This window comes from Mycoplasma enhydrae (genome assembly GCF_017116825.1).
GTDB lineage: Bacteria > Bacillota_I > Bacilli_A > Mycoplasmatales > Metamycoplasmataceae > Metamycoplasma > Metamycoplasma enhydrae.
In genome coordinates, this window is record NZ_JAFIRD010000001.1 from 24304 (window position 1) to 38128 (window position 13825).

Sequence of the window (13825 nt, forward strand, 5' to 3'; positions counted from 1 at the left end):
CCCACCTATCCTACACAAGTTAAATCAAACTTCAATATGAAGTTATAGTAAAGCTCCACGGGGTCTTTTCGTCTAGATGCGGGTCTCCGGCGTCTTCGCCGGAACCATAATTTCACCGAGTCTAATGTCGAGACAGTTAAGAGATAATTACTCCTTTCGTGCAGGTCAGTATTTAGCCGACAAGGAATTTCGCTACCTTAGGACCGTTATAGTTACGGCCGCCGTTCACCCGGGCTTCACATCAATGCTTCGCATAAAGCTAACACCTTTGCTTAACCTTCGGGCACTGGGCAGGAGTCACCCCATATACATCGTCTTACGACTTAGCATAGAGCTGTGTTTTTGATAAACAGTTCCCCCTTACTATTCACTGCGGCCCACTTTTTAGGGTGGGCATCCCTTCTTGCGAACTTACGGGATGATTTTGCAGAGTTCCTTGACATTAGTTTTCTCGCTCGCCTTAGAATACTCATCTTGGGGACGTGTGTTCGTTCTCGGTACGGGTCTCTATGAATTTAGCGCTAGAAGCTTTTTTAAGAAGTATGAAATCATACAATTCGCTACTTGGTTGCCCTTTCACTATGCATCGTAGCTCCCAGTTAAGTTATGCGGATTTGCCTACATAACCCAGTTACTACTTACCCCACAATCCAATAAGTGGTAGTATTATCCTCCCCCGTCACTCCATCACATTCATAAAGGTAGTACAGGAATATTAACCTGTTGTCCATCGGCTACGCCTTTCGGCCTCGTCTTAGGGCCCGACTAACCCTGGGTGGACGAACCTTGCCCAGGAAACCTTCCCCAATAGGCGTCAGAGATTCTCACTCTGAATCGTTACTCATACCGGCATTCTCACTTGTAAGCGCTCCACCAGTCTTCACAGTCTGGCTTCAATGCCCTTACAACGCTCTCCTAACGCACTTTCATGCCCGTAGCTTCGGTATTGTGTTTTAGTCCCGTTAAATTATCGGCACAGAGTCTCTCGACTAGTGAGCTATTACGCACTCTTTAAACGATGGCTGCTTCTAAGCCAACATCCTAGCTGTTTAAGAAACTCCACAACCTTTCTCACTTAACACAATTTTGGGACCTTAGCTGACGATCTGGGTTGTTCCCCTCGCGTGCATCGACGTTATCACCGATGTACCGACTGCATAGTAATTCATGATAGTATTCGGAGTTTGATTATAGTCAGTACGGCTAGGCGCCGCCATTCCATATTCAGTGCTCTACCCCCATCACTTAACACTACACGCTAGCCCTAAAGCTATTTCGGAGAGAACCAGCTATCTCCAAGTTCGATTGGAATTTCACCCCTACCCACAAGTCATCCGGGCACTTTTTAGCGTACTACGGTTCGGTCCTCCACTTAGTGTTACCTAAGTTTCAACCTGCTCATGGGTAGATCACCTGGTTTCGGGTCTATATCAACATACTAAAGCGCCCTATTAAGACTCGATTTCTCTACGGCTTCGCTTTAATCCACTTAACCTTGCATGTTGACATAACTCGCCGGTCCATTCTGCAAGATGTACGCCATCACCCATTAACGGGCTTTGACTAACTGTAAGTAATTGGTTTCAGAATCTATTTCACTCCCCTCCCGGGGTTCTTTTCACCTTTCCCTCACGGTACTAGTTCGCTATCGGTGTCTGGTTAGTATTTAGCCTTACCGGGTGGTCCCGGCGGATTCAAACAGGGTTTCACGTGCCCCGCCCTACTCAGGATACTACAACGAGATTTACACATTTCGCACGCTTTGTCTTTTTATTATAGATGTTTATTCTATAGGTTGATCTAAACTTTGAAATATTAATAATTTTAATTTTTCAATGTCGATATTCAGTTTTCAAAGAACAAGAGAGATAAATCTCTCAAAACTGGATACGAATAATTTTTCCATAACAATGTACTCCGTAGAAAGGAGGTGATCCATCCCCACGTTCTCGTAGGGATACCTTGTTACGACTTCACCCCAGTCACCAGTCCTACCTTAGGCGGTCGCCTCCGAGGTTAGCAAACCGACTTTGGGTATTACCAGCTCCCATGGTGTGACGGGCGGTGTGTACAAGACCCGAGAACGTATTCACCGCAGCATAGCTGATCTGCGATTACTAGCGATTCCGACTTCATGGAGTCGAATTGCAGACTCCAATCCGAACTGAGATCGGCTTTTTGAGATTTGCTCCATGTCGCCATATTGCTTCTCTTTGTACCGACCATTGTAGCACGTGTGTTGCCCCACTCGTAAGAGGCATGATGATTTGACGTCATCCCCACCTTCCTCCCAGTTACCCAGGCAGTATCTCTAGAGTCCTCGACTTGACTCGTTAGTAACTAAAGATAGGGGTTGCGCTCGTTGCAGGACTTGACCAAACATCTCACGACACGAGCTGACGACAACCATGCACCATCTGTCACTCCGTTAACCTCCACTATATCTCTATAGCTTTGCGAAGGATGTCAAGAGTGGGTAAGGTTCTCCGCGTATCTTCAAATTAAACCACATGCTCCACCGCTTGTGCGGGTCCCCGTCAATTCCTTTAAGTTTCACTCTTGCGAGCATACTACTCAGGCGGATCATTTAATGCGTTAGCTGCGTCAGTGAATCCTCCACCGACTAATGATCATCGTTTACAGCGTGGACTACCAGGGTATCTAATCCTGTTTGCTCCCCACGCTTTCGTCCCTCAGCGTCAGTATAGACCCAGTAAGCTGCCTTCGCCTTTGGTGTTCTTCCATATATCTACGCATTTCACCGCTTCACATGGAATTCCGCTTACCTCTATCTAACTCTAGTTTATCAGTATCCAAAGCGAGCCGGGGTTGAGCCCCGGGATTTGACTCCAGACTTAATAAACAGCCTACGAACGCTTTACGCCCAATAATTCCGGATAACGCTTGCGACCTATGTATTACCGCGGCTGCTGGCACATAGTTAGCCATCGCTTTCTGACAGGGTACCGTCAGCCTGGAAGCATTTCCTCAACCAGGTGTTCTTTCCCTATAACAGCACTTTACAATCCGAAGACCTTCATCGTGCACGCTGTGTCGCTCCATCAAGCTTTCGCTCATTGTGGAAGATTCCCTACTGCTGCCTCCCGTAGGAGTTTGGGCCGTATCTCAGTCCCAATGTGGCCGTTCAGTCTCTCGACCCGGCTAAACATCATAGTCTTGGTAAGCCATTACCCTACCAACTAACTAATGTTCCGCACCCTCATCCTTTAGCGGAGCTTTGGAGCTCCTTTCACAACGGAACCATGCGGTTCCATGCGTATCCGGCATTAGCCAATGTTTCCATTAGGTATTCCAATCTAAAGGGTAGATTAAGCACGTGTTACTCACCCATTCGCCGCTAGATTTCAAAAGAAACCTCGCTCGACATGCATGTATTAGGCACACAGCCAGCGTTCATCCTGAGCCAGGATCAAACTCTTAAAATTTGATTTTGGTTATTATGTTTTTGTTTTGTTTTTTTGTTATTTAAATAAATTAAATTGACGTTATGGTATTCGTATCCAGTTTTCAAAGAACTATCTCAAGTGGCCCTAAAATGAGAGCGCACTTTTAGAAGTATATACTAATTTTTAAAAAATTTACAAAATTATAAAAAATTTTAAAATATAAAAATGTCGCCGATTATTAGCGACATTTAGCGATATTTAAATTAGTATATAGATTCAATTCTAACTTTGTATTTTTTAGGTCCTTCTACTTCTACAGTTTCATTAACTTTACGATTTAAAATTGCTTTAGCTAAAGGAGAAGTATTTGAGATATTTCCAATAAAAGGATCAGCATCTAAAGCTCCTACAATTTTAATATCTAGAACTTTTTTAGTACTTAGGTTAAACAATTTTACTGATGAACCTAAAGCAACATGATTCTTTTTAGAATTTTCTTCAATAACTTCAGCATTTTCAATAATATGTTGAATTTTTAAAATTTCAGCTTCGATAGCAGCTTGCTTATCACGTGCTGCATCATATTCAGCGTTTTCTGATAAGTCACCTTGGTTTCTAGCTTCTTTAAGTTCCTCTATTACTAAAGGTCTTGCTTCTTCTTGTAAATAAACTAAACGTTTTTTGTACTCTTCAAGACTTTCTTTCGTTAAATATATCTTATCATCCATAAATTATTCTCCTTTTTCGACACGATCCTTGATATTACCTTTGGCTAAAAGTATAACACTTTTATTTTTAAACTTAAGTGTTTCATATCTTAAATTTAATTCTTTAAATAATGGATAATGGTTTTTGGCTTGCTTGTAGTTGGAAATTGAAAAAATTATCATTCCTTTATCATTTAAATATTGAAGATTTTGATTTAGATTGCTTTCTAAATTGGAATTACCATCATCAAAAAACAACATAAAATCTACATTGTTTTTTAGTTTTGTAGTGACTTGCAGCTTATCTAAAGATATTTCAGGATAGTTGTTAGCAATATTGGCTCTTATTTCTTGGTTAATGTCACCTTTATATAAAACATTAGTATCGTTTGATAAATTAGCTATTGAAAGGGCAATATAATCATCATTATCTTGTATAAAAATATTTTGATACTTATTTATATATATAGTATTAATTAAAAAGCACACTAAAAAATCATTTGCAAAATCCTTATATAGAGGTTTAATACCATTTAAAACTATGCCATAATTGGGATTATTAGCTTTTAGTTTAGCTATTTCAGTTTCTTCTGAAGGCGACAAGTATTTTTTAGCTACTTTTTTGCGATATCATAAGCTTAAAATTAAAACAATAATCGCAATTAATAAAACTACTACTATGGATATTACTAATCCAAGTCTTGTTTCGGGTGATATTTTTGAGCCTGAACCTTTTATTAAGGAATAATTAATTTGATTAGTCTTCATTATATTCTTCTTCAGCATCAGTCATTAGCTTATCCATAATGCTATTTCCATTTTGGTCAACTAATATGTTTTCTTCAAAAAAATCAGCAAGCAAATTTAGAATTATATCCATTTCACCTGCATCTTCTAGTTCTTCTAATCTACCATTAATTTCTTTAGTAAATATAAATGCTTCTCCATCAGTTAAAATAATATATTTTTCACCATTTTCCATTACATCAAAAACAACATGTAATTTAGTGTTGTCTTCTAAAATAACTTCTCTTTCAACTGAAAAAATATTAATTTTATTAAGGGTTTTTGATTTCTTTGTGTCTTTTTCCATAACTAATTCCTTTTTAAAAAATCTTCTAGTATTAATTGTGCTGATAATGAATCTTTTTTTGTTTTTCTTTTTTTGCCATCATATCCAGCTTCAAATAATATATTTTCAGCCATAATTGTGGTTTCTCGTTCATCTTGTAAATAAATTGGAATATTAAAGTGTGCTTTTAAGCGTTCATAGAATTTTAAAACCATTTTAGTACGAGGGCTAGGCTTAAGGTCCATTTTTAAAGGATAGCCCAATATTATGCCATCAATTTGATTACTAAATTCACTTTCATTTAAATAATAATCAATTCTTTTAATTACTTCTATAAAGTGTCATTCTTCGAATCTTAATACTTCTAGACCACTAGCGATGATATTATTTGGATCGCTAATGGCAAACCCACACGTTTTTGAACCTAAATCAAGTGCTAATTTACGCATTAATTAAACTCTTAATTTTTTCTAGTATTTCGGTTTCATTTAAGTTTGTTTCAAATGAACCTTGGCTTATAATCTTATTACCACCACCTTTAGCACTAAAATTTTGAGCTAAAGACTTGAATATGGTAGCTGAATCAAATGTTTTTGAAGCTATCATTAAAAAGCATTTGTTATCTTTTAGTGATAATGAAATAACTAAAGCTTGAGGGTTTGATTCTCGCAGTTGAATTGTTGCATTTTTTAAGATTGAATTATCAGATTCAATAACAAAATAAACTACTTTATTATTAAGTTTTATTGGTTCATATTTTGTTAAATCAATACTTTGGTTTTGTTTAGCTTTCAAGAATTTTTTATAATCTTCTCTAATATTTTGTTCTATTTCATCATATTTTGCTAATAAAGCTTGTTTTTCTAAAGCTGAATTAGGAATACTTAAATCATATTTAAATTGATATGAAGCATCAAATTGTTTATTGTTTTTTATTAATGATGCTAATAGTTCTTGTTTTTCAATTATTTCTTTTGCTAAATATTCATTAACTAACTTATTTGATGTAACAACTCTAAGACGATATATTCCAGTTCCTTTTGAATCAACAGAAATAATTTTAAAATCTTCAATTACACTTGAGTTTTCAACGTGTGTTCCTCCACAAAGATCTTTAGTTATACCTTCAAATTCAACAACTCTAACTTTATTGGCATCGTGATACTCTGATTCTTCAATTGTCATATATGCGCCCATTTCTTGGGCTTTTTGAATTGAAGTGACAATATATGTTCTTTTTGAAGCCATAGCAATATAATCTCGCATAATTTTTTCAATTTGTTTGATTTCTTGCTTAGTAGGACGATGGTCTAAACCAAAGTCAAAAGTAAAATGCTCAGGGTGAATATTTGAACCAAGTTGTTCAATTATATCGTTAGAATATGTTTTTCTTAAGGCATGAAACATCATGTGAGTTGAACTGTGATTACGAGCAAAATTAATTCTTTTATCATAATCAACATAACATTCAACAGGATCTTTTTTATTAATTAAACCTTTAATTACATGCACATGGTTTCAAAATTTATCTTTAAATATATCTAAGACTTCTAATTTATTATTATTTTGAATAATATATCCATAATCATGGTTTTGACCACCACTTGTAGCATAAAAAGGTGTTTTATCTAAAATCACATAAGAAATAGATTGTTCATTATTAGTGGCATCTATTTCTTTTTCTTCATCCAATAAATATAAAATTTTTGATTTGGTTTCTAAATGTTCATATCCAACAAATTCTGAAATGTAAGATGGTATTAATGATAATGAATTAATTACTTTTTGCATACCAGCTTCAATATTACCTTTTGAGCGTTTTTGGTGTTCTTTTTGGAATTCATAAAATTCTTCAAGATTAATAGCTATACCTTTTTCTCTTAGGATTTCTTCTGTTAGTTCAATTGGAAAACCGTAAGTGTCAAACATTTTAAAGGCAGTTTTAGCATCAATGTAACCATTTTTTTCTAGTTCTTTTTCTAAAAGCTTTTCGCCTTCTTTAATTGTTCTGGCAAACAATTCTTCTTCTTCTTTAATAATTGCAGCTACATAATCAACATCAATATCATAAATTAAAGAATCTTTAACTATGCCTGTCAGTTTATATAAAAATGATTTTTGTTTGATACCAAGTGATAAACCAGCGCGATATGAACGTCTAATTAGTCTTCTAATTATGTATCCACGACCGACATTAGAAGGATTAACTCCATCACTAATGGCATTAACACTAGCTCTAATGTGGTCAGCGATTATTTTGAATAAAGTATTAATTTTAGTTTGATTTGGTTCTTTTGTAAAATAGTTATTAATGTCATAATGATAATCAGTGATTTTTTGAACTTCTTTAATAATAGGTAAAAATAAATCAGTATCAAAATTAGTAGGAGCATCTTGCATAATAGAAGTTATTCGCTCTAGACCTGCGCCAGTATCGATATTTTTTGTGGCTAATTCTGTGTAATTGTTTTCACCATCATTATTAAACTGTGAAAAAACTATATTTCAAATTTCAACATATCGATCATTTTCAATATCATTAATTAATAACTCAATTCCTCTTGAATCATATTTAGGACCTCGGTCATAAAAAATTTCTGTATCAGGCCCACAAGGTCCTTGACCAACATCTCAAAAGTTAGTCTCTTTAGTTCCTTTAATTAGATGACCTGGTTCAATTCCTAATTCAATTCAATAATTATAGGTTTCTAAGTCTTTTTCGTAATAGGTAATATATATTTTTGATTTTTGTAATTTTAGGATGTCAAAAATAAATTCATAACCAAAGGCAATGGCTTCTTTTTTAAAATAATCTCCAATTGAAAAATTACCTAGCATTTCAAAAAATGTGTGGTGTCTAGCGGTAATTCCTACATTTTCAATATCATTTGTTCTTATTGATTTTTGAGAATTGGTTAGCCTTTTAGCAAGTGGAATTTTTTTACCACTAAAATAGTCCTTAAGGGTTGCTACCCCTGAATTAATTCATAATAAAGAGGGATCATTTTGAGGAATTAGTGATTTTGATTCAAGCACCAAATGATTTTTTGAAGCAAAAAAATTAATTCACATTTCTCTTATTTGTTTAGATGAAATCATGTTAAATATCTCCTATAAATAGTTTTTTTGTTTGCCTTTGTAAAATATTTTATCAATTATTGCTCCACCAACCACTTTATTACCATCATAAATAACAACTTCTTGGCCAGGAGTTACAGCTTCAGTTTCATCATAAAAAACCTCTAATTGTTTATTGGCATCTATTTTAATTTGACACTTAATATCTTCTTGCCGATATCTAAACTTAGCACTTAAATTGTTTTTGTTATATTTTTTAGCAATTTGATTAAAGTTTAAAGCAATAATGTGATCAGATAATAAATATTCTTTGTGATCATCATTAGTCACATAAATAATTTTATTTTTGACATCATGACCTACAACAAAATAAGGTTTTGCAAAACCGCCTAAATTTAGACCCTTACGTTGGCCTATTGTATAATACATCGCTCCATTATGTTTGCCAACAATTTTGTTAGTGTGTATATCAATTATATTTCCTGGCTGAGCCGGAATATAATTTTCTAGAAATTTAGCAAATTGTCTTTCACCCACAAAACATATTCCTGTTGAATCTTTTTTTGAAGCGGTAACTAAATTTAAATCTTTAGCAATTTGTCTAACTTCTTGTTTTGAGATATTAGCCAAAGGAAAAATAACTTTGGCTAATTGTTCATTAGTTAGTTGTGCTAAAAAATATGATTGGTCCTTAGATTTATCTTTGCCACGATATAATTCATCACCTTTTGTTGCAGCATAATGGCCCATAGCGATGTAATCCGCTTTTAGATTATCAAACGCATAATCAGCAAAAGCTTTGAATTTAATATATTTGTTGCAAAAAATATCAGGATTAGGAGTTCTACCTAGTTTATATTCATTAATTAAATAACTAAAAACATTATCTCAATATTCTTTAATAAAATCTACTCTTTTTAGTTCAATTTTTAAAGCTTTAGCTACAGCTTGTGCGTCTTGATAATCTTGCTCTTGAGGACAAATAGTTTGATTAATATTTTCATTACCCAAAAAGTCGTTGTTTAAAAATGAATCTCAATTGCGCATAAACAATCCAATTACCTCATATCCTTGTTTTAAAAGCAAATGGGCACAAACGCTTGAATCAACTCCTCCACTCAACCCTAAAACGACTCTTTTTTTCATTAAACACCTCACAAACAACACTTAATTATAATATTTTTATTTTAAGTTTATTTATTATTCTTTAGTTAATTATGTTTATAAAAAACAAAAAAGCAAGTCAATTTTAAAACTTGCTTAATTATTTAAAATTATATGTTAACTGGTACACCTTTTATGTAAATGGTTATTCCGATTTTTTCAGTAAATATATTTTCTATATAATGTCAGTTATTAATGTTTTTAAGAGTTTGTTCTAATCTTCTTTCAATTTCAGCACTATATTGCTTTTTGCCATTTTCATCAGCCTTGTTATATGTTTCTTTAATTTGGGCAATTCTTGGTTTTAGTTCATCATCGATATATTTAGAAAAGTCAGCATCTCCAAATGGATTATTAAATGATTCTAGATATTTTTCATATAATTCATTTAAAATATTTTGTTCATGGTAATTATAACCAAAAGCTGAAATAATTCGAGCTGTATTTCTTAGTTGTCATCATTTTAAAATATTTTTCAAACTTGCTATTTTTAAAGTTTTTTCAGTAGTAAATTCTTCACCAAAATTGTAATTATTTTGAGTTTTACCACTTATAGTTTTAAATTTAAAATCTTTGAAAACTAAATTTATATCATCATTTGTTGTCACAATTGAAAATTCAGCAAATTTTATTCTAGCTTCTAGAATATTTACTATTTTATCATTTGAATGTTGTGATGGATAGAATCATTTTATTGGTCAAGCTATGTGATTATCATTAGGGAATCATTTATTTTTTAATGTTGGTATGCTTTTATCAAAATATGCCTTTAAAGTAATAATATCAACTTTTTTAGCAGTTACTACATGCTGAGTAAATTCATTCATTAAATTAGTTATGTGACCTGGATTAAAAAATATTTTATGTGATCTAACTTGGAATAATCCTGTCATTTTTTTTGCGTTAAATTCAATTTTATATTTACCTTCAGCAAATAATGTTGCTACAATTTCTCCCTCACTATCATTAGGTGATATGTCTATAGTTTGAATTGTGTAACCCGCTGGAACATTTTTTAATGTCAGTTCATTTTTAGCAATTTTTGAAGCATATTTTTTTTCTTTGTTTTCAACTTCAACCTCAATAGAAGAAAGTGAATTAATTAAATCATGCATTTCTGTCAATTGGTCTTGTAATGATTCAATGTCATTATTCATTTGTTCTATATCTGAAACGTCATAACCCTCTTTTTGGGCTTCTTGTTGCAATTTTGCTGTTTTAATTACTAAATTGTTCAGTTCGGTAAGATGTGCGAAAATTTTACTTGAAAGATAATTTGAATCAACTTTGTTTTCTTTGGCATTTTTTATAGTTTCTTTAACTTCATTTAATTTATCCTCAATTTCTTTTTTGCCTTTTGCAATTCTTTCTTTCTTCTCAGCAATTTTTTTGGCATTATTTTCTATTAATTCTTTTAGTGCCTTAACGTTTGCATCTTCATCGATAAGTTTATTAATTTCAGTATTAGTGTCTTTATTTGTTTTTAGATTATTAACTAACTCATCTCATGCGTCTTTTAATTTTGTTAAATCTGCATTTTTTTTCTCAATTTGAGCAATAGTATCGGTATCTTGCGCTTCTTTGCCTACCATGCCATCTTTTATTTTGTTACTTTCAGAAGTGATTTTAGATTTAATTTCAGCAATTTTGTTTTTTAAAGCTTCTGTTAATAGTTTTAGTTTTTCTTCTACTTGTTCAGTAATTGTTTCAACTGATTTTTTACCTTCACTATAATCTGAAACAGTTAAAGTACCAATAAGTGTAAGTACATTAGCCGAGGTTTTATCAAATTTTTTCAATTCTGCAATAGCTGTTTCTAGTTCTTGAATTTTTTTGTTAACCAAAACAACATCAGAATCACTGATAGCCTTGTTTGCAGGTGTTGAAAATTCACTTACTTTTTTATCTAATTCAGTTTTTAGATCTTCATTAGCTTTTTGTAATTCAGTATATTTTGTAGTTGTATTTGCAATTGCTTGATCTAGTTCAGTCAATTTTGCTTGAATTTGCGGTGCATTATTTTTTGGTTCTGCTTTAAGATCGCCAGATAATTTATTTGCAGATGTAATTACAGTGTTTAATAAATCTAATTTTGTTTTAGAAGTATCATATTTACCTTTAGGTGTTGTTGCTTCTGCTAGCGCATCTTTAAGTTCTTGAATTTTTTGATTAATTTGACTTATTATTTGATCTGCATATTTTTTATCTTCAATTTCTTTGATTTTTTTATCAATTGCTTTTTGTTTTTCGTCAGCTGTTTTATTTTTCTTTTTTAATTCCTCAATTAAATCAACATGTTTTTTATCTCTAGCTTCTTGTTCAACTTTTTTACCTTCATCAAGAGCTTTCTTAAGTTCTTCTTTAGCTTCTTTTAGTGTATTAGTATCTTCTGTTTTTAAAGCATCATCAGCTTTATCAATGGCTTTTTTAAGTTTTTCTTCAGCTGCTTTGATTTTATCTTTAAGTTCTTTAAGTTTTTCTTCAGCTGTTTTTGATTTATCTAAAGTTTCTTGAGCTTCTTTGATTTTTTTATCTAAAGCATCATTTTCATCTTTAAGAGATTTATCATCTTTATTTTTATTATGTAAATCTTTAGCTTTATCAATTTCTTTTTTAAGGTCATCTTGAGATTTTTTGATTTTTGCATTATCTCCTGATTTAAGAGATTCCTCTACAGCTTTTTTCTTGTCATTTAATTTTTTAATTTGATCTTCAATTTCTTTTTTCTTTTGTTTATTTTGCTCTTCTTTTTTAGTTTCTAAATCTTTAATTGATTTCTTTTGTTGTTTTTTAGCATCTTCTAAAGCTTTTTTAAACGCATTATATTCTACAAGGTAATCTTCTTTTAATACATCATCTTTTACTTTTGCATCTAATTTATCAGCTTTGGTGATAACTTCATTAAGAGCATTAAGTGCTTCTTCTAATTTTTGTACAGTGATTTGAGCTCCAGCATCACTTGTTTTAATTAATAAATCATCTCTGGTTTCTTTTAATTCTTTTTTAATTGCTTCAACTTTAAGTTTATCAGCAGCTAATTTTTCTTTAGCTGTCTTTAGAGTTTCTTTAGCTTTTAGAATTTCTGAACTTAGAGTATTTTTTAAAATATTTAACTTATTATTTGTTAATTCTAATTCTAAAGCATCAGCAGCAGTAATACTATTTTGTAAGTTATTAATTGCTTGTTCTTGTTTAGTTAGTGATTGATCTTTCTTTGTTTCGGTTGATTTTAGTTCTAAATCTTCAATTATTTCTTTATTTTTCTTTGTAAGTCTTTCAATTGCTTGTTTTCTAAGTTCAAGTTTATCATGATGATCAGTTAATTTATCTAAAGCAGCATCAATTGTTGCCTTAACAGCAGGAAGTGATAGTTCCTGTGCTCTTTTTGAGTTTTCTTTTCCAAATTTATTTAAAACTACATATTCTTTTAATGCTTCTTCGATTTTTTCAATAGTTTCTAAATCGGTAGTTCTAGCAATAAATTCATCAACTTTTTGTTTAAAGTTTGTAGAAAATTCAGTTAGTTTTTCTTTTTCTTTAGCTTCATCTTTAAGAACATTTAATTTTTCTTTAAGTGAATTAATAGCTGCATTAGCTCTTTTAATAGCTTCATTTACTAGTTTTGCAGTAGCTTCATCACTTAAAAGTTTTAATTTAGATTCTAATGTAGTGCCTTTAACAACTAATTGTTCAAGAGCATTAATATAATTTTCAATTTCTACTTTAGTAATAGCATTTTTAGATTCTTCAATCTTTTTATCTATTTCTTTAATTAATGCTTCAGCTTCTTTTTTAAGGTCAGATTTTTGTTTTTCTTTTTCTTCATGTTTTGTTTTAGCTTGTTTTAGAGCTGCTTTGGCTTTTTCTAATGCTGCATTTAAAACTTTCTTATCATTTCCTAATTGTTCAACTTTGGCATTATTGTTTTTAATGTTTGCAATGTTTTTGTCGATTACTAAAACGGTTTTATCTCCAACTTTAATTCATTTTTCTAAACTTGCAATTTCGTCTTTTAATTCTTTAAGAGTTAAATTTGGTTCAACTACTTTTGCTGAACCTGCGTTTAATGTTTTAATTAGTTTTTCAATAAATGCTCTCAGTTTCATGTAATCCAAGTCTTTGTTAGCATCTAATTTATCTAAATCTTCTATTTCTTTATCTGTAATCTTATCGGGGTTAGGATCTTTTCAGTCCTTAACAGCTTTGTTATTTAAGTAAATTATAATTCCAGCTGTAGCAGCTGAAACTATTGCTGCAGTGGCAATTACACCAATAACAATGGCAGCTGTTTTCTTTTTTGAATTTTTCATAAATTTCTCCATATCTGTAATTTATAAATGTATATTATAGCGCTTTTCATATATATATATATATAATGGGCATTTTGGGAGATTTTT

General features: G+C 31.8%; 7 protein-coding genes and 1 other annotated feature (1 of these 8 cut by a window edge). All 7 genes read right to left on the bottom strand.

The genetic code is table 4. From position 1 onward, the window contains the following. Positions 1-3446 (bottom strand) — a sequence feature (most likely nonfunctional fraction of RNA operon); it reaches 759 nt to the left of the window's first position. Positions 3447-3670: 224 nt separating this feature from the next. The 7 genes from greA to JXZ91_RS00170 all read right to left on the bottom strand — a co-directional run bounded on the left by greA (position 3671) and on the right by JXZ91_RS00170 (position 13738). Next, a complete protein-coding gene (gene greA / locus JXZ91_RS00140) occupies positions 3671-4135 on the bottom strand; it encodes a transcription elongation factor GreA (RefSeq protein WP_205850995.1) in 465 nt (154 codons plus the stop codon). Between the two features lie 3 nt (positions 4136-4138). After that, entirely contained in the window at positions 4139-4882 is a 744-nt protein-coding gene (locus tag JXZ91_RS00145; protein WP_205850996.1) for a BC85_0335 family putative methyltransferase, read from the bottom strand. After that, entirely contained in the window at positions 4872-5207 is a 336-nt protein-coding gene (locus JXZ91_RS00150; RefSeq protein ID WP_205850997.1) for a hypothetical protein, read from the bottom strand. The genes JXZ91_RS00145 and JXZ91_RS00150 overlap by 11 nt, the downstream gene beginning before the upstream one ends. Positions 5208-5209: 2 nt before the next feature. Next, positions 5210-5635, bottom strand: coding sequence for a Holliday junction resolvase RuvX (gene ruvX, locus JXZ91_RS00155; protein WP_205850998.1), 426 nt, complete (start codon positions 5633-5635; stop codon positions 5210-5212). Next, complete coding sequence (gene alaS / locus JXZ91_RS00160) at positions 5628-8285, bottom strand: alanine--tRNA ligase (RefSeq protein WP_205850999.1); 2658 nt, start codon at positions 8283-8285, stop codon at positions 5628-5630. The genes ruvX and alaS overlap by 8 nt, the downstream gene beginning before the upstream one ends. 12 nt (positions 8286-8297) lie before the next feature. Continuing rightward, positions 8298-9410 (bottom strand): tRNA 2-thiouridine(34) synthase MnmA, encoded by a 1113-nt coding sequence (gene mnmA / locus JXZ91_RS00165; protein WP_205851000.1) that lies wholly within the window; start codon positions 9408-9410, stop codon positions 8298-8300. A 128-nt stretch (positions 9411-9538) separates the two neighbouring features. Then, the gene (locus JXZ91_RS00170) at positions 9539-13738 is read right to left on the bottom strand and encodes a hypothetical protein (protein ID WP_205851001.1); all 4200 of its coding nucleotides are present in this window, start codon (positions 13736-13738) and stop codon (positions 9539-9541) included. Positions 13739-13825 lie beyond the last annotated feature (87 nt).